Raw genomic sequence first — 18,268 nt, forward strand, 5'->3', positions numbered from 1 at the left:
TTTAATCTAAATAGGGCAACAGTATTTGTTGCCCTATTTGTTATTAGTCCAGATAGATAAAATTTATATGAACGCAAAAAGAATGCAAGGTATTGAGGTACTTAGAGTCTTTGCTATATTCATGGTGGTTTTAATTCATTCGACTCCTGAGTATACACGCGGCGCAGATACGAATGTTGCTGCATTGATATTACAGTCGGTATCACGTGCGGGATTTATCTCATTTTTCATAATTAGTGGGTATTTTGCGCTTAATGAACAGATCGTTAGTCTGAAAAAGTATTACTACAACAGATTTGTGGCTATTATCATACCTTTTTTGATCTATGCCTATATTCATTACTTTATGGTGCACTTTAACTTTGGACGAGCCGATTATGCTTTGTCGGGTTTCTTTTCGTTGACTACTGTTACTAATTTCCTGCATGCGGTCATTATCGGTCCGGCATTTAATGGTTCAATGTTCGTTTCTCTCCACTACTGGTTTGTATACTGGATCATTGGCGCTTATGCTGTTGCACCCTTTGTTGGCTATGTTATACAGCGTATTGAGTTAGGCGTTCGCCTCAAAGCGATTGCTTTCTTGCTGGGTATTAGTTGGTATCAGCTTTATATCAACCGCTACTTTCCCTCGGCTAATATTATTTCTATACCTTATATCGCGGATGGTTGGTTTATCTATTTTCTAATTGGTGGATTACTCAACGGCCTGAAACTCTCTAAATATAGAAAGTACGCTTACGCGCTCTGTATCGCAGGGTATACACTCACGCTCGTGATAACGTGGGTTAATTTTAACGTACTGAGTAATAATCAACCACCCTATGGTATTGATATAAATATGGTGCTCTGTGCAAGCGGGTTTTTTATTTTATTTCAAACTATGCGCGAATCGACGTTAACGCGTTGGATTACAAAGTCTTCTAAACATACCTATGGCATCTATTTAACTCATGTTTTTATGATGTACTATGTCAGTGGCTTCACAAAAACCGCTACAAGCAGCGATGTTATTAATTCAGTATTAACCGCAGTAGCTGCTTTTGTACTGGCATTGATATTCTCCATTATACTAGATAATCTACTCATTCTAAGATTGTTAAAAAAACTAAAGTTAAGTAAGAATTGATGATTGTATTTAATATCATCATATATAACGATACTTCACGCGTAGTAAATGTAGAATGATGCTATTCAAATGAGCCTAAGATGGGTTAACATTACAAGAGTATTTACCTGCGTAATGATTCGCAGAACCACACCTGACAGGAGTATGTAATGTCCAAGCAACAGATCGGCGTCGTCGGTATGGCTGTGATGGGGCGCAACCTGGCGCTCAACATCGAAAGCCGTGGTTATACCGTCTCCATCTTCAACCGCTCTCGCGAGAAAACTGAAGAAGTTGTTGCCGAGAACCCGGGTAAGAAACTGGTTCCTTATTACACGGTGAAAGAGTTCGTCGAGTCTCTTGAAACCCCACGTCGTATTCTGTTAATGGTTAAAGCAGGGGCGGGAACTGATGCTGCTATCGATTCCCTGAAGCCGTACCTTGATAAAGGCGACATCATCATTGATGGTGGTAACACCTTCTTCCAGGACACTATCCGTCGTAACCGTGAACTGTCTGCTGAAGGTTTTAACTTCATCGGTACCGGCGTGTCCGGCGGTGAAGAGGGAGCCCTGAAAGGTCCATCTATCATGCCTGGTGGCCAGAAAGAAGCGTATGAGTTGGTTGCGCCTATCCTGACCAAGATTGCTGCGGTTGCTGAAGATGGCGAACCATGTGTAACTTACATCGGCGCTGACGGTGCGGGTCATTACGTGAAGATGGTGCACAACGGTATCGAATATGGTGATATGCAGCTGATTGCTGAAGCCTATTCCCTGCTGAAAGGCGGCCTGAACCTGTCTAACGAAGAGCTGGCTACCACCTTCACCGAGTGGAATGAAGGCGAGCTGAGCAGTTACCTGATCGACATCACCAAAGACATCTTCACCAAAAAAGATGAAGAGGGTAAATACCTGGTTGATGTTATCCTGGACGAAGCGGCGAACAAAGGTACCGGTAAATGGACCAGCCAGAGTTCTCTGGATCTGGGCGAACCGCTGTCGCTGATCACCGAGTCTGTATTCGCGCGCTACATCTCTTCTTTGAAAGACCAGCGCGTTGCGGCATCTAAAGTGCTGTCTGGCCCGCAGGCTAAACTGGCTGGTGGTAAAGCAGAGTTTGTTGAAAAAGTTCGTCGCGCGCTGTACCTGGGCAAGATCGTCTCCTACGCACAGGGCTTCTCTCAGCTGCGTGCCGCGTCTGACGAGTACAACTGGGATCTGAACTACGGCGAAATCGCGAAGATTTTCCGCGCGGGCTGCATTATTCGTGCGCAGTTCCTGCAGAAAATTACTGACGCGTATGCTGAAAACAAAGGCATCGCGAACCTGCTGCTGGCTCCGTACTTTAAAAATATCGCTGATGAATATCAGCAAGCGCTGCGTGATGTAGTGGCTTATGCTGTGCAGAACGGTATTCCGGTACCGACCTTCTCAGCAGCGGTAGCCTACTACGACAGCTACCGTTCTGCGGTACTGCCGGCTAACCTGATCCAGGCCCAGCGTGACTACTTTGGTGCACATACGTATAAACGCACAGATAAAGAAGGTGTATTCCACACCGAATGGATGGAGTAAGTCTTCTGACGTACACTAGCCCGGTTTTTTGACCGGGCTTTTTTTTATCTCAAATTCTATTGATTTAAGTTGATTGCTTAATCTTTTCTTAATATTCCTGGCGTAATCTGATAAAGAAAATCTTAATTGTTTTAACCTTCGTTGACATGATATTTAAAAAAAAGTTAAAACATTATCCTCTTATCAAGATGTACGGCATCATGATTAAATATTAAGATAATACTGAGAGCATGAAATGAAAATCACCATTTCTGGTACTGGGTATGTTGGTCTGTCAAATAGTCTTCTTATCGCCCAACATCATAAGGTCATTGCTCTGGACATTGTTCCCTCACGTGTCGAGATGCTAAATAATAGGATATCTCCGATAGTTGATCAAGAAATTGAACAGTTTCTGCAATCAAAAGATATAAAATTCGAAGCTACACTAGATAAATACTACGCTTATCAGAGTGCTGAGTTTATCATTATTGCAACCCCAACAGACTACGATCCTAAAACTAATTACTTTGATACTAGCAGTGTCGAGTCAGTCATAAGGGATGTTATTGAAATAAATCCAGATGCCATAATGATAATAAAATCGACAGTTCCTGTCGGTTTTACTCAATCAATGCGTCAAAAATATAGAACAAATAATATCATCTTCTCCCCTGAATTCCTGCGTGAGGGTAAAGCTCTATACGACAACCTGCATCCGTCTCGTATTGTTATTGGTGAACGTTCTGAACGTGCCGAGCGCTTTGCCGGGTTGCTGCTGGAAGGGGCGGTGAAGAAAGATATCCCGACCTTATTTACTGACTCGACTGAAGCCGAAGCCATCAAGTTGTTTGCTAACACCTATCTGGCGTTACGTGTGGCCTACTTTAACGAGCTGGATAGCTATGCCGAAAGCCTTGGTCTGAACTCACGACAGATTATTGAAGGCGTGTGCCTGGATCCCCGTATCGGTAATCACTACAACAATCCGTCATTCGGCTATGGCGGCTACTGTCTACCGAAAGATACTAAGCAGCTATTGGCGAATTATGCATCTGTGCCGAATAACATTATTGGCGCAATCGTTGATGCTAACCGTACGCGTAAGGACTTCATTGCAGACTCTATTCTTGCCCGTCAACCTAAAGTAGTTGGCGTATACCGTTTAATTATGAAAAGCGGTTCCGATAATTTCCGTGCATCATCCATTCAGGGCATCATGAAGCGCATTAAGGCAAAGGGCGTGCCCGTGATTATTTACGAACCCGTCGTAGAAGAGGACGAATTTTTCCACTCTCGGGTAGTGCGTGATCTTAATACGTTCAAAAATGAAGCAGACATTATTATTTCTAACCGCATGGTGTCAGAATTAGCTGATGTTGCAGAAAAAGTATATACCCGCGATTTGTTTGGTAGTGATTAATCTCGTCTCCATAAAAAAGGCCTTAATATAAGGCCTTTTTTATTTTAATCAGGCCAGTAATAAAACTTTGTAGAAATCACGGTACCAGCCAACAAAGTTCTTCACCCTATCTTTTATCGTGGTTTCAGGTTTAAAACCAATTACCTCATACAGTGCTTTAGTGTCCGCGCTGGTTTCCAGAACATCACCTGGCTGTAGCGGTAGCATATTTTTCTTCGCTTCAATACTCAGTGCATCTTCCAGAGCCTGGATATAGTCCATTAGATCAACCAGTTAACTATTGCCGATATTGTCAACGGGATAGGGCGCATGCTGGCCGCGGGCTTGCGCGTCTCTACGGTCCATTGCGTGTCTGCATCAGTCCACTTTATAAACGTATCGTATTCCAGTAGTGTTTGAAAAACCAATCAAAATCCCTGAAACAATTTGATTTTTTTATCATTAATCCTATGGCATTGCCTCAATTTATAGCTAAACTAATCCCAGTTTAAGTCTTTCCTTATCTAGGGTTTCTATGTCTGTAAGTGATAACAACATGTCCGGGCGCAGTCACGATCCGGAACAGATTGATCTGATTGATTTACTGGTACAGTTATGGCGTGGGAAAGTAACAATCGTTATCGCGATTGTTATTGCCATAGTGCTTGCTGTGGGCTATCTGGCAGTTGCTAAGGAGAAATGGACCTCAACAGCCATTATTACTCAACCGGATGTTGGTCAGATCGCCACATATAACAACGCCCTCAATGTGTTGTATGGTGTCAGCGCCCCCAAGGCTACTGAACTGCAGACAAACGTGGTTGGTCGGTTCAGTACTTCTCTCTCTGCATTGGCTGAAACGCTTGATAATCAGGAAGAACCACAGAAACTGTCAATTGAACAATCTGTTAAAGGTCAACCGCTGCCGTTGGCGGTTTCTTATGTGGGTAGCTCACCAGAAGACGCTCAGCGTCAGCTCGCCGAATACATTCAACAAACAGATGAAAAGGTTGCTAAAGAGCTGGAGCTTGACCTGGTTGATAATATCAAGTTGCAAACAACCACGTTGCAAGACTCTCTGAAAACTCAGGAAGTGGTCGCTCAGGAGCAAAAAGATCTGCGAATTAAGCAAATTCAGGAAGCGCTGCGTTATGCAGAGCAGGCCGGGGTGATTAAGCCGCAAATTCAGCAGACGCAGGATGTGACGCAGGACAGTATGTTCCTGTTGGGTAGTGATGCCCTGAAGTCCATGATTGAGCACGAATCTACACGCCCTTTGATATTGTCTGATAACTACTTCCAGACCAAACAAAAGCTGTTGGATTTCGAAAGTCTTAAGCTTGAAGGGGCTGAGTTACACGCCTACCGCTATGTGATGAAACCAACGTTACCGATTCGTCGTGACAGCCCGAAAAAAGCGATTACCCTCGTGCTGGCGGTTCTGCTCGGTGGGATGATTGGTGCAGGCGTAGTGCTGGGGCGAAATGCTCTGTGCGGTTACAAAGCCAAAGCTGAGTAAGTTTGAACCTGACAACAAAAAACCGGGCAGCGCCCGGTTTTTTCATATCTGCACCTTACTGATGACGCTTACGTAAATTCTCAATCACCGTCGTCAGGTCGAGGTCCTGGTCCTGCAGCAGCACCAGCAGGTGATACATCAGATCAGAAGCTTCATTTGTCAGCTCAAAACGGTCGTTCACCGTCGCGGCCAGCGCGGTTTCTACGCCTTCTTCACCCACTTTCTGTGCGATGCGTTTGGTGCCGCTGGCATACAGTTTCGCGGTGTAGGAGCTGGCTGGGTCAGCATTTTTACGTTCGGCCAGCAGTTGCTCCAGCTGATACAGGAACAGCCACTGGTGGCTAATGTCGCCAAAGCAGCTTGAAGTGCCTTTATGGCAGGTCGGGCCAATCGGGTTAACCAGCACCAGCAGGGTGTCGTTGTCGCAGTCAGGCGCAATGCTCACCACATTCAGGAAGTGACCGGAGGTCTCTCCTTTGGTCCACAGGCGCTGCTTGGTCCGCGAGAAAAAGGTTACTTTGCCGCTTTCGAGCGTTTTATCCAGCGCCTCCGGGTTCATATAACCCAGCATCAATACTTCACCGGAAACCGCATGCTGCACGATGACTGGCATCAGTCCGTCGGTTTTTTCCCAGTCCAGCTCGCGGCATTGTTGCTTCGTTAACATATCCTGATCTCCACGCCCTGTGTTGCCAGGTACGCTTTTAATTCGCCAATATTGATAATTTGTTTGTGGAAGACGGAGGCGGCAAGCGCGCCGTCAACGTCGGCATCCCGGAAGGCTTCGAGAAAGTGTTCCATGGTGCCCGCACCGCCGGAGGCAATCAGCGGGACGTGGCAAACGTCACGCACTTTTTTCAGTTGTTCCAGGTCATAACCGTTACGTACGCCGTCCTGGTTCATCATGTTCAGGACGATTTCGCCCGCGCCGCGTTTTTGGACCTCCTGCACCCAGTCCAGTGTTTCCCACTGCGTGACGCGGGTACGGCTTTCATCTCCGGTATACTGATTTACATGATATTTGCCGGTTTCGGCGTCATACCAGGTATCAATGCCCACCACGATGCACTGCACGCCGAAGCGGTCCGCCAGACGGGTGATAAGTTCCGGTTCGGCCAGGGCCGGGGAGTTGATGGAGATTTTGTCCGCCCCGAAGGAGAGAATGCGCGCCGCATCGTCGATGGATTTAATGCCACCGGCAACACAGAATGGAATATCGATCACTTCCGCCACGCGTGATACCCAGCTTTTATCCACTACGCGGCCATCGCTGGAAGCGGTGATATCGTAGAACACCAGTTCATCTGCGCCTTCATCGGCATAGCGTTTTGCCAGCGGGACAATGTCGCCAATAATCTCGTGATTGCGGAACTGGACGCCTTTTACCACCTGCCCATCACGGACGTCCAGACAAGGAATTATGCGTTTTGCCAGCATTGAATAGCCTCCTCAACGGTGAACTTTCCTTCCAGCAGGGCTCGTCCGACGATAACACCACGAACACCGGTCCCGCGCAGGGCCGCTACGTCCTCGATTCCACCAATACCACCAGATGACTGAAACGCCACCTGCGGATATTTGGCGCACACTTCTTCATACAGCGCGACATTTGAGCCTGCCAGAGTACCGTCGCGGGAGATATCGGTGCACAGCACGTGCTTCAGACCGACGGGCAAATAGGTCTCAACCAGTTCTTCCAGTGAAACCCCGGAATCTTCCTGCCAGCCGCTGACCGCTACCTGTTTATTACCGCGCTCGTCAATGCGAACGTCCAGCGCCAGCACCAGCGCGTCGGCGCCAAAACGGGCAAACCAGCTCTTGACTATCTCGGGGGATTTTACCGCCGTCGAACCCACCACCACGCGCGCCACACCTGCGTCAAGAAGCGCCGCCACGTCTGCTTCTGTACGCACGCCGCCGCCAACCTGAACCGGAACGTTGACGCCAGCGACCAGCGTTTTGATCAGCGGGATCTGGCGCTGTGCCGGGTCTTTCGCGCCGGTTAAATCAACCAGGTGCAGCACTTCAGCACCCTGGGCTGCATAATCCTGCAAACGGGGGAGAGGATCGTTGCCGTAATCACGTTGCTTAGCGTAATCGCCCTGATGAAGACGCACCACCGTGCCGTCGATTAAATCTAATGCCGGAATAATCATTACATCTCCAGAAAGTTTTTCAGCAACTGTGCCCCAGCCGCGCCCGAACGTTCCGGGTGAAACTGTACGCCAAAGAAATTGTCCTTTTGTACTGCCGCGGTAAACGGTTCGCCGTAATTGCACCGGGCGATGGTCCACGGGTTTACCGGCATAGCGTAGCTGTGTACAAAGTAGAAATACGCACCATCTTCAATGCCCTGGAACAGACGGTTCCCCGCCTGCGGATAGACGCGATTCCAGCCCATATGCGGCAGCGGCAGACCGAAATCGGTCATCTTCGGGACGTCCTGTTCAATAATGCCCAGTAGTGAGACACCGTTACTCTCTTCGCTGCGACGGCCCAGCAGTTGCATACCTAAACAGATCCCCAGTACCGGTTGCGTACAGGCTTTAATCAGTTCAATCAGTTCGCGCTCGTGCAACTGGTCCATAGCCGCCTGCGCGGTGCCGACGCCCGGCAGAAACAGTTTATCGGCGCGCAGCACCACGTCCGGGTCACGGCTGACAACGGGATCATATCCGTGGCGTGCGACGGCGGATTTTACCGAGTGCAGATTGGCGCAGCCGGTGTCCAGAATCACCACGTTCATTACAGCACTCCTTTTGAAGAGGGCAGCGTGTCGCCTTCTACACGAATCGCCTGACGCAGCGTACGGCCAAAGGCTTTAAACAGGCTCTCCACACGGTGATGGTCATTTTTGCCTTTGGTTTTCAGGTGCAGGGTGACGCCCATGGTGTAGGAGAGTGAACGGAAGAAGTGTTCGATCATCTCCGTGCTCAGATCGCCAACGCGCTGGTAGGTAAACTCCGCGCGGTACTCCAGGTGTGGACGGCCGGAGATATCCAGCGCGCAACGTGCCAGGCATTCGTCCATCGGCAGTACAAAACCAAAACGGTTGATGCCGCGTTTATCGCCTAACGCCAGCTTTAAGGCTTCGCCCAGCGCCAGACCGGTATCTTCAACGGTGTGGTGATCGTCTATATACAGATCGCCCTTGACGGCAATCTCCATGCGAAAACCGCCGTGGGTGGCGATTTGATCCAACATGTGGTCAAAGAAGCCAACGCCAGTATTGATTTTGCTGCGGCCTTCGCGGTCCAGCCAGACTTTGACGTCAATCTGCGTTTCTTTTGTATTACGCTCAACGTGTGCGTAGCGGTCACGTTTGGTCAACTGCTCGCCGATCATCGCCCAGTTTAGGGTGTCGCGATGGTAACGCAATCCGCTAATGCCCATGTTTTCAGCGAGCTGGATATCGGTCACCCGATCGCCAATGACGTAGCTGTTCGCCATATCCATGGCCTGTTCAACCAGATACTGTTCAACCAGATACTGTTCAACCAGCTTCACTTTTGGCTTACGGCAATCACACTCGTCCGCTGGCAGGTGCGGGCAGATCAATACTTCATCAAACGTCACGCCCTGAGAGGTGAAAATTTGCATCATCAGGTTATGCGGACCGTCAAAATCAGTCTGTGGGAAACTCTGGGTTCCGAGTCCATCCTGGTTAGTAATCATAACCAGCTTAAAACCTGCTTTTTGCAGTTTCAGCAAAACGGGAACAACTTCCGGCTCGAAGGCGAGTTTGTCAAAGCGATCGACCTGAAAGTCACTTGGCGGTTCGGAAATCAGGGTTCCATCACGGTCAATAAAAAGATACTTCTGGCTCATACTTGCTCCGCACGTAAGGCGTCAATGACGCGCTGGCTCTCTTCACGGGTTCCGACAGTAATTCGCAGGCAGCCGCTTAACGAAGGTTGTTTATTCTGATCTCGTAAGATAATGCCCTGATCCCACAAAGATTTAAATACGCTACTTGATGCGGTGAAGCGCGCCAGAACATAGTTGGTTTCAGAATCGAATACCTGCTCTACACAGCGAATTGTTTTCAGGTTATCTACCAGATACTGACGCTCTTCCAGGATCTGCTCTACGCGTTTACGCATGGCGGAAATCCCTTGCGGCGTCAGCGCCTGGGCGGCGATATCTGCCACCGGCGTAGAGAGTGGGTAAGGGGCAATCACTTTTAACAGCAGATTGATAACCTCTTCATTCGCCAGCGTAAACCCGCAGCGTAAACCGGCGAGCGCAAACGCTTTGGACAACGTGCGTAATATCACCAGATGCGGATACTCAGACAGCCAGCCTGCCAGCGTGGCCTGCGGGCAAAACTCGATATACGCTTCATCGGCAACCACGATAGCTTTACCCTGCGTCATGTCGAGCAGCGAACGCAGATCCTGTGGCTTGATCAGTTGGCCGGTTGGGTTGTTCGGGCTGCATACGTAAACAACTTTCACGCCATCAAGCTTGTCCGCGATGCCTTGCAAATCAAGTTGCCAGCTATCAAGGGTTGGAACGGTGCGGCACTCAACGCCAATCGTTTCGGCGCTGACGCTGTACATGCCATAAGTCGGCGGGCAGTACAGAATCGCATCTTTACCGGGTTCGCAAAACGCGCGCACCAGCAGTTCGATCCCTTCATCTGCGCCGCGGCTGACCAGCACCTGCTCCGGTTTGACGCCAGCATACTGCGCGTAATTTTCAATCACCGCTTTCGGCTGACATTCCGGGTAGCGGTTCAGCGTTTGCTGAGTGAGCTGGAACTCAACGGCGGTGGGGTATTCATTCGCGTTGAGCCAGACATCTCCGTTACCGCCGAGACGACGGGCAGACTGATAGGGCGTTAATTCGCGAACATTCTTACGGGCTAAATCAGTGACGCTGAGAAAGTTGTCAGTGCTCATGCTTGCTCCTTCAGGGCGTTAACGCGCAGGGTGACGGCATTTTTGTGGGCAGTCAGTCGTTCAGCAGCGGCCAGTGTTTCAATGGTTGAGGCCAGGGCAGAGAAACCTTGTGGGGTTAATTCCTGTACGGTCATCCGTTTCTGGAAATCAGCCAGTCCAAGGCTTGAGCAGGTCGCGGTATAGCCGTAGGTCGGAAGAACGTGGTTGGTGCCAGAAGCATAGTCGCCTGCGGATTCCGGCGACCAGTCGCCGAGGAACACCGAACCGGCGCTGGTGATCTCATCAACCAGTTCACGCGCGTTGCGGGTCTGAATAATCAGGTGTTCCGGACCGTAGGCGTTAGATATTTCAACGCACTGCGCCAGATCTTTCGCCACGATTAAGCGGCTGGAGGAGAGTGCCTGACGTGCGGTCTCAGCGCGGGAAAGCTCAGCAAGCTGGCGTTCAACGGCTTTGGCAACGCCTTCGGCAAGCGTAGCGTCTGGCGTCAGGAGAATAACCTGCGAGTCGGGACCGTGTTCTGCCTGAGAAAGCAGGTCAGAGGCAACAAAGTCCGGCGTCGCGCCGCTATCGGCGATAACCAGCACTTCGGACGGGCCAGCAGGCATGTCGATGGCCGCGCCGTCAAGACGCTGGCTGACCTGGCGTTTGGCTTCGGTCACATATGCATTGCCTGGCCCGAAGATTTTATCGACCTTAGGAATAGATTCGGTGCCCAGCGCCAGCGCGGCAATGGCCTGCGCGCCGCCCACATTAAACACCTCTTTTACGCCACATAGCTGCGCGGCGTAGAGGATTTCATCGGCAATCGGCGGCGGTGAGCACAGCACCACTTTTTTGCAGCCAGCGATGCGCGCCGGGGTCGCCAGCATTAATACGGTAGAAAACAGCGGCGCCGAACCTCCAGGAATATACAGGCCCACGGAAGCGATAGGGCGGGTAACCTGCTGGCAACGCACGCCTGGCTGGGTTTCGATATCCACCGGCGGCAGGATCTGCGCGGTGTGGAAAGTATCAATATTTCTCACCGCCGCCTGCATCGCTTGTTTTAGCTCGTTGCTCAGGCGACTGCTGGCTTGCTGGATTTCTTCCTCGGTCACGCGCAGCGCGCCAACCTCGGTTTTATCGAACTTTGCGCTGTATTCACGCAGCGCCCGGTCGCCGTTATTTTTGACGTTCTCAAGGATCTCGGCCACCGTACGGCTGATGCTTTCAGAGGCGGAAATTGCCGGGCGCATCAGCAGTTCGCGCTGCTGCTCAGGGCTACAGCTATTCCAGTCAATCGGGGTATTGAAGCTCATGGTCGTTACTCCATCATCGGGTGTTGCCGGATGGCGTCGCTGCCTTATCCGGCCTACAAGACCCGTAATATCAATAATTGTGACAATTCTTGTAGGCCTGATAAGCGAAGCGCTATCAGGCAACAGATCACTCCATCATCTTCTCAATCGGCAACACCAGAATTGAGCTGGCACCGAGCGCTTTCAGTTTTTCCATTGTTTCCCAGAACAGGGTTTCGCTGCTGACCATGTGCATGGCAACGCGCTGCTGGTCTCCTGCCAGCGGCAGAATAGTAGGGCGCTCAGCGCCGGGCAGCAGGGCGATGACCTCGTCCAGACGCTCGCTCGGCGCGTGCATCATGATGTATTTGGATTCGCGGGCCTGAATAACCCCCTGGATACGGGTCAGCAGTTTGTCGATCAGTTGTTGCTTGGCTTCGGCCATTTCGCCGTCGCGCTGAATCAGACAGGCTTTAGAGCGGTAGATCACTTCTACTTCGCGCAGACCGTTGGCTTCAAGCGTTGCGCCGGTGGACACCAGATCGCAAATCGCATCAGCCAGACCCGCACGGGGAGCGACTTCTACTGAGCCGTTTAACAGACAAGATTTAAACGAAACTCCTTTCTGATCGAGATAACGTTTGAGCAGGTGTGGGTAAGAGGTCGCGATACGTTTACCGTTCAGCGCTGCCGGGCCATCCCAGGCTTCATCAACCGGGGTTGCCAGCGAAAGACGGCAGCCGCCGAAGTCCAGACGGCGCAGGGTAAAATAGCGAGGGTCTTCACCCTGGGCCCGGCGGTTGAGCAGTTCCTCTTCCAGAACGTTTTCCCCGATGATGCCGAGGTCAACGACGCCGTCCATCACCAGACCTGGGATATCGTCATCACGCACGCGCAGAATATCGATCGGCATGTTCTCCGCCATCGCAATCAGGCGCTGGGTGTGAAGATTAATTTTAATGCCGCAACGGGCCAGTAATTCGCGTGAATCATCGCTTAAGCGGCCTGATTTCTGCATAGCTATGCGTAAACGGGTGTTGTCTAACATTCTTTATTCCTCGTTATCCTGTCTGAATCAGTTTGGGTCACGCACAAAAAAAAGCCCCCGGAAGAAATCTTCCGGGGGCTTTCTCATACGCTCATGCACCGCTGGAAGATTTAAATGTCTCCCAGCACACATCGCCTGAAAGACTAGTCAGGATGATGGTGATGATGGTGTTTGAATTGAGCGCGTGTCATAAATTTTCTCGATGAATGTTTATTCATTTGATGTCTTTTAACCTAAACCACTTTAGCTACGGAAAGCAAGGGCTTTTTTTGATCATTAATTCATTTCATATTGATACTATGAATTGTCAGCCACCGTGGGCTGGCGTAGCCTTGCGTTATAGGCCAAAAGTCAGGAGAGAAGGCATGAAAAAGGTCGCAATTGTCGGGTTAGGTTGGTTAGGCATGCCGTTAGCCATGTCGCTGGCGGCGAGAGGCTGGCAGGTTACCGGCAGCAAAACCACATTGGATGGGGTGGAAGCGGCCCGCATGAGCGGTATCGAGAGCTACTCGCTGCGCCTGGAACCTGAACTGGTCTGTGAGGCTGACGATCTCGATGCACTGATGGACGCCGATGCGCTGGTTATTACGCTGCCTGCACGCCGCAGCGGTCCTGGGGAAGCATTTTACCTGCAGGCAATGCAGGAACTGGTCGACAGCGCGCTGGCGTATCGCATCCCACGAATTATTTTTACCAGTTCGACGTCAGTCTATGGTGACGTTCAAGGAACAGTGAAAGAGGGAACGGCGCGTAATCCGGTCACGGCGAGCGGTCGTGTCCTGAAAGAACTTGAAGACTGGTTGCACAATTTGCCAGGTACGTCGGTGGATATTTTGCGTCTGGCCGGGTTGGTCGGTCCGGGAAGACATCCTGGTCGCTTCTTCGCTGGCAAGACAGCACCTGACGGACATCATGGCGTCAATCTGGTGCATCTGGACGATGTAGTTTCTGCCATCACGTTACTGCTGCAAGCGCCTAAAGGGGGACACATCTATAATATATGTGCGCCTATGCATCCGGCGCGTAACGTGTTCTATCCGCAGATGGCCCGCCAGTTGGGGATGGAGCCGCCGGAATTTCGCGGCGGTACGGATAACGGTAAAGGTAAAGTCATTGATGGCAACCGTATTTGTAATGAGCTTGGGTTTGAGTACCAGTATCCTGACCCGCTGGTGATGCCGATGGAGTGACAATCCAGCAGAGTGCCGCTGTATACCGCCAGGGGGCGAGTATGAAACCACTGCTGGACGTTCTTATCATCCTCGATGCATTAGAAAAAGAGGGCAGTTTCGCGGCGGCGTCGGCAAAATTGTTTAAGACGCCGTCTGCGCTTAGCTACACCGTCCATAAGCTGGAAAGCGATCTTAATATTCAGCTACTCGATCGCAGCGGACACCGGGCTAAGTTCACCCGCACCGGACAGATGCTGCTGGAAAAGGGGCGGGAGGTGCTGCACACCGTCCGTGAACTCGAAAAACAGGCGATTAAACTTCACGAAGGCTGGGAGAATGAACTGGTTATTGGCGTAGATGATACGTTTCCCTTTTCACTGCTGGCCCCACTCATCGAATCTTTCTATCAACACCACAGCGTGACGCGCCTGAAATTTATCAATGGCGTGCTGGGCGGCTCCTGGGATGCCCTCATTCAGGGCCGGGCGGATATTATCGTTGGCGCCATGCATGAACCCCCAGCAGCGAGCGAATTTGGTTTTGCACGGCTGGGAGTTTTGGAACAGGTGTTTGTGGTTGCGCCGCATCACCCGCTGGCGCAGGAACAGGAACCGTTAAATCGTCGTACCATTCGCCGTTTTCGCGCCATTGTGGTGGGCGACAATGCGCAGCATGCCAACGTCTCAGGTTCCCAGGTGCTTGACGATCAGGAAGCTATTACCGTTTTTGACTTCAAAACCAAGCTGGAATTGCAAATCAGCGGTCTGGGATGTGGTTATATTCCGCGCTACCTGGCGCAGCGATTTCTGGAAAGCGGCGCACTGATTGAGAAAAAAGTGGTCGCACAAATTGTCTTTGAACCCGTGTGGATAGGCTGGAATGAACAGACCGCCGGGTTGGCCAGTGCCTGGTGGCGGGATGAAATTTTAGCAAATAGTGCTATTGCAGGGGTGTATGTGAAAACGGCTGCTGATAAATCAATCAGTTAAGAAAAAATATTCTTTTGTGGCTACTTCAATCTCTTGTTATTTCTCCCCAATTTAGTGCAAAATACGCCGCTTGCAAAAAATGACATTAACCGACGTTTTAATACGCGTCGGTTATTTTTTTGCATCAAACCAATCATTCATAAAAGAGGCCGGGCTTCGTACCGGATAGATACTTACTTAAAAATCGACAGTTGTTGTCGCTGAGGATTAACAAAAAATGGGGCAATTTTTTGCTTACGCGACGGTTTTCGCCGTAATGGGGGATAACCATGTCGCATAACGCTACTCCAAACACCTCTCGCGTGGAATTACGTAAAACGCTTACGCTGGTTCCGGTTGTCATGATGGGCCTTGCCTATATGCAGCCGATGACGCTGTTCGATACATTCGGTATCGTATCAGGAATGACCGATGGTCACGTCCCGACAGCTTACGCCTTTGCACTGATCGCCATCCTCTTTACCGCACTGAGCTACGGTAAACTGGTGCGTCGCTATCCGTCTGCAGGCTCTGCCTACACTTACGCCCAGAAATCCATTAGCCCGACCGTTGGCTTTATGGTGGGTTGGTCATCACTGCTGGACTACCTGTTCGCTCCGATGATCAACATTCTGTTGGCAAAAATTTATTTTGAAGCCCTGGTGCCGTCGATACCGTCATGGATATTCGTGGTGGCGCTGGTGGCCTTTATGACCGCCTTTAACCTGCGCAGCCTTAAATCCGTTGCGAATTTCAACACCGTAATCGTGTTGTTGCAGGTGGTGCTGATTGCAGTGATCCTCGGCATGGTCGTTTATGGCGTGTTCGAAGGGGAAGGTGCCGGTACGCTGGCGAGCAGCCGTCCGTTCTGGTCAGGTGATGCACACGTGATCCCGATGATCACGGGCGCGACCATCCTGTGCTTCTCGTTCACCGGTTTTGACGGTATCAGCAACCTGTCAGAAGAAACCAAAGACGCTGAGCGTGTGATCCCGCGTGCGATTTTCCTGACTGCGCTGATTGGTGGCCTGATCTTTATCGTCTCCACCTATCTGTTGCAGCTGTACTTCCCGGATATCTCGCGCTTCAAAGATCCAGACGCTTCACAGCCGGAAATCATGCTGTACGTCGCCGGTAAGTTCTTCCAGGTTGGCGCGCTGATTTTCTCTACCATTACCGTACTGGCGTCCGGTATGGCGGCGCATGCTGGCGTAGCGCGTTTAATGTACGTGATGGGGCGTGACGGCGTGTTCCCGAAAAGTTTCTTCGGTTATGTACACCCGAAATGGCGTACTCCGTCTATGAACATCATTCTGGTTGGTGCGATTGCTCTGCTGGCAATCAACTTCGACCTGGTGATGGCGACGGCGCTGATTAACTTTGGTGCGCTGGTGGCGTTTACCTTCGTTAACCTGTCAGTGATCTCCCAGTTCTGGATCCGTGAGAAGCGTAACAAGACGCTGAAAGACCACTTCCAGTATCTGTTCCTGCCGATGTGCGGTGCGCTGACAGTTGGTGCGCTGTGGGTTAACCTGGAAGAGAGCTCAATGGTTCTGGGTCTGATCTGGGCCGGTATTGGTCTGATTTACCTGGCTTGTGTGACCAAAAGCTTCCGCAACCCGGTACCGCAGTACGACGAAGATGTCGCGTAATAACAGCATTTTACTAAAAAAAAACGGAGACATGTTCTCCGTTTTTTTATACGTGGGATTTATACAATCTCTTCGGCATACTGCCAGAGTGATTTCAGCAGCATCAACTTTTCTTTGTTATCCGCATATTGCTGGCTCAATAACTGCAGTTCATTGGCGTAATTTTGCAAAAACTCCGGTGTGAATACCTGGCGGCGATGGTCCAGCCAGCGTTGCTGTTCTGCTTCGTCCAGCGTTCCCGGGAAGTTACGTGCACGGTAATTAAACAACAGTTTTTCAATGCGCTTATCGACAAAGGAGATATCCAGCGCCGGTAAATTGCGTGGTTCGGTTTCCAGAACGATTTTCATCGCCGCACGGTCGGCATCGCTGAAAAAGCCGTTGTACAGCTGGGCATCCACGTTTTCTGATGGCGTAAAGGGTTCTGCATCGGCAAAGATCGCGACCACTTTGTCGCGTATTTGCGGATTTTCGCGCAGAATTTTGAGATTATCCAGACAGTGCTGGCGGTTAATGCCAAGACGGTCGGCATCTTCCGGACGCAGGGTATTCGCCTGTGCCAGGACCGGGCATTTGTTGATGTGCACCAGTTTAACCGGTACGGCCGGGTTATCACCCAGATCCGCTTTAGACGTGTAAAGCCTCTCGCGCAGGGCGTCACTGTCGAGTTCGAGCAGCGGCGAAATATCACCGGCTAAGTCGACCATAATAACCGCGTTGCGATTCTCCGGATGCCACGCCAATGGCGCTACCCAGCTGGTGTTGCCGCGCCATGCGCCGAACATACCAGAGACATGGACCAGCGGCTTCATTTGCGGGACATCAATCAACGCGGCCAGCTTGTGCTTATTACGATGGCTGTAGAGATAATCAAACAGTCGCGGCTGGCGCGACTTCACTAATTGCGCCATTGCAATTGTGGCGTATACGTCCGCCATCGCATCGTGAGCATTGGCATGCTCAATACCGTTGGCTTTGGTCAAATGCTCCAGGCGAAAGCTGGGTAAGCCGTCGTCGTTTTCCGGCCAGTTAATGCCTTCAGGGCGCAGGGCATAGCAGGCGCGCATCACATCCAGCAGATCCCAGCGCGAATTATCGTTCTGCCAGCTCCAGGCATAGGGATCGTAGAAATTGCGATACAGGATGTTGCGCGTCACCTCATCATCGAAGCGCACGTTGTTATAGCCCAGGATACAGGTTTTCGGCACGGTGAACAGGGCGTGGATGCGGGCAGCAAAAGCGGCTTCATTCTCTCCCTTTTCACGTGCTTCCTGCGGTGTGATACCCGTAATCAACACCGCCTCAGGCTGCGGTAGATAGTCGTCTGCGGGTTTGCAATAAAAGACCTCTGGCTCGCCTATGATGTTGAAATCATTATCTGTGCGAATAGCCGCAAATTGCGCGGGTCTGTCCAGCGCCGGATGGGTACCAAAGGTCTCGTAATCGTGGAAGAGAAAACCAGGTTGCTGCTTGCCGTCATTCATTGTTCAGTTATGTCCGGGATCAATTTAGCGCTCGTCCAAGAATACCAAAAAATAGCGAGATAATCAGCTATGGCATTATCGAAGCTGGATTGTGTACGCAATAAAATTGAGATAAACAGGACTTTAATAGAATTAATAAATAAATTCCGCACTGTTAAAATAAATTACGGAAATA

General features: G+C 50.6%; 16 protein-coding genes, 2 pseudogenes and 1 other annotated feature. Of the genes and pseudogenes, 7 read left to right on the top strand and 11 right to left on the bottom strand.

Annotated features, from left to right (window positions below; all coding sequences use genetic code 11):
- Positions 1–67 precede the first annotated feature (67 nt).
- The 3 genes from IB222_RS08550 (at position 68) to ugd (ending at position 4,087) form a co-directional block, all read left to right on the top strand.
- Positions 68–1,129, top strand: a complete 1,062-nt coding sequence (locus IB222_RS08550; RefSeq protein WP_149384323.1) for an acyltransferase — start codon at positions 68–70, stop codon at positions 1,127–1,129.
- Between the two features lie 149 nt (positions 1,130–1,278).
- Complete coding sequence (gene gndA / locus IB222_RS08555; protein ID WP_148361794.1) at positions 1,279–2,685, top strand: NADP-dependent phosphogluconate dehydrogenase; 1,407 nt, start codon at positions 1,279–1,281, stop codon at positions 2,683–2,685.
- 235 nt (positions 2,686–2,920) lie between these two features.
- Entirely contained in the window at positions 2,921–4,087 is a 1,167-nt protein-coding gene (gene ugd / locus IB222_RS08560) for a UDP-glucose 6-dehydrogenase (RefSeq protein WP_148361795.1), read from the top strand.
- 48 nt (positions 4,088–4,135) lie between these two features.
- On the opposite strand, the pseudogene IB222_RS08565 reads toward ugd, so the two are convergent.
- Positions 4,136–4,443, bottom strand: a pseudogene (locus IB222_RS08565) (protein CapI); the annotation flags it as partial.
- A gap of 158 nt (positions 4,444–4,601) precedes the next feature.
- Here IB222_RS08565 and wzzB point away from each other — a divergent pair.
- Positions 4,602–5,585, top strand: a complete 984-nt coding sequence (gene wzzB, locus IB222_RS08570; RefSeq protein ID WP_149384322.1) for an LPS O-antigen chain length determinant protein WzzB — start codon at positions 4,602–4,604, stop codon at positions 5,583–5,585.
- 55 nt (positions 5,586–5,640) lie between these two features.
- On the opposite strand, the gene hisIE is transcribed toward wzzB, so the two are convergent.
- The 9 genes from hisIE to hisL all read right to left on the bottom strand — a co-directional run bounded on the left by hisIE (position 5,641) and on the right by hisL (position 13,008).
- Positions 5,641–6,252, bottom strand: coding sequence for a bifunctional phosphoribosyl-AMP cyclohydrolase/phosphoribosyl-ATP diphosphatase HisIE (gene hisIE / locus IB222_RS08575; protein WP_148361797.1), 612 nt, complete (start codon positions 6,250–6,252; stop codon positions 5,641–5,643).
- Positions 6,246–7,022 carry an imidazole glycerol phosphate synthase subunit HisF gene (gene hisF, locus IB222_RS08580; RefSeq protein ID WP_019077116.1) on the bottom strand — a complete coding sequence of 259 codons (777 nt, stop codon included), beginning with the start codon at positions 7,020–7,022 and terminating at the stop codon, positions 6,246–6,248. Before hisF ends, hisIE begins: the two co-directional genes overlap by 7 nt.
- Positions 7,004–7,741 (bottom strand): 1-(5-phosphoribosyl)-5-[(5-phosphoribosylamino)methylideneamino]imidazole-4-carboxamide isomerase, encoded by a 738-nt coding sequence (gene hisA / locus IB222_RS08585; protein WP_148361798.1) that lies wholly within the window; start codon positions 7,739–7,741, stop codon positions 7,004–7,006. The genes hisF and hisA overlap by 19 nt, the downstream gene beginning before the upstream one ends.
- Positions 7,741–8,331, bottom strand: coding sequence for an imidazole glycerol phosphate synthase subunit HisH (gene hisH, locus IB222_RS08590; protein WP_148361799.1), 591 nt, complete (start codon positions 8,329–8,331; stop codon positions 7,741–7,743). Before hisH ends, hisA begins: the two co-directional genes overlap by 1 nt.
- Complete coding sequence (gene hisB / locus IB222_RS08595; RefSeq protein ID WP_149384321.1) at positions 8,331–9,413, bottom strand: bifunctional histidinol-phosphatase/imidazoleglycerol-phosphate dehydratase HisB; 1,083 nt, start codon at positions 9,411–9,413, stop codon at positions 8,331–8,333. Before hisB ends, hisH begins: the two co-directional genes overlap by 1 nt.
- Positions 9,410–10,489: a histidinol-phosphate transaminase gene (hisC, locus tag IB222_RS08600; protein ID WP_008785164.1), complete on the bottom strand. Its 1,080-nt coding sequence runs from the start codon at positions 10,487–10,489 to the stop codon at positions 9,410–9,412. The genes hisB and hisC overlap by 4 nt, the downstream gene beginning before the upstream one ends.
- Complete coding sequence (gene hisD, locus IB222_RS08605; protein WP_149384320.1) at positions 10,486–11,790, bottom strand: histidinol dehydrogenase; 1,305 nt, start codon at positions 11,788–11,790, stop codon at positions 10,486–10,488. Before hisD ends, hisC begins: the two co-directional genes overlap by 4 nt.
- A 127-nt stretch (positions 11,791–11,917) precedes the next feature.
- The gene (gene hisG, locus IB222_RS08610) at positions 11,918–12,817 is read right to left on the bottom strand and encodes an ATP phosphoribosyltransferase (protein WP_003834191.1); all 900 of its coding nucleotides are present in this window, start codon (positions 12,815–12,817) and stop codon (positions 11,918–11,920) included.
- A 45-nt stretch (positions 12,818–12,862) separates the two neighbouring features.
- Positions 12,863–12,985, bottom strand: a sequence feature (His leader region).
- A complete protein-coding gene (gene hisL, locus IB222_RS08615; protein ID WP_100250077.1) occupies positions 12,961–13,008 on the bottom strand; it encodes a his operon leader peptide in 48 nt (15 codons plus the stop codon). Its footprint overlaps the feature before it by 25 nt.
- Before the next feature lie 174 nt (positions 13,009–13,182).
- Here hisL and IB222_RS08620 point away from each other — a divergent pair, with 174 nt between their 5' ends.
- The 3 genes and pseudogenes from IB222_RS08620 (at position 13,183) to plaP (ending at position 16,609) form a co-directional block, all read left to right on the top strand.
- The gene (locus IB222_RS08620) at positions 13,183–14,007 is read left to right on the top strand and encodes an SDR family oxidoreductase (protein ID WP_003834190.1); all 825 of its coding nucleotides are present in this window, start codon (positions 13,183–13,185) and stop codon (positions 14,005–14,007) included.
- Positions 14,008–14,048: 41 nt separating this feature from the next.
- Positions 14,049–15,033, top strand: a pseudogene (locus IB222_RS08625) (LysR family transcriptional regulator).
- 214 nt (positions 15,034–15,247) lie between these two features.
- Positions 15,248–16,609, top strand: a complete 1,362-nt coding sequence (plaP, locus tag IB222_RS08630; protein WP_003834188.1) for a putrescine/proton symporter PlaP — start codon at positions 15,248–15,250, stop codon at positions 16,607–16,609.
- Positions 16,610–16,668: 59 nt separating this feature from the next.
- Here the strand turns inward: plaP and sbcB are convergent, their stop codons facing one another.
- A complete protein-coding gene (gene sbcB / locus IB222_RS08635; RefSeq protein ID WP_149384319.1) occupies positions 16,669–18,093 on the bottom strand; it encodes an exodeoxyribonuclease I in 1,425 nt (474 codons plus the stop codon).
- Between the last annotated feature and the right edge of the window lie 175 nt (positions 18,094–18,268).

Origin of the sequence: Citrobacter sp. C13 (genome assembly GCF_014596815.2) — a bacterium.
Taxonomy (GTDB): Bacteria; Pseudomonadota; Gammaproteobacteria; order Enterobacterales; family Enterobacteriaceae; genus Citrobacter; species Citrobacter portucalensis.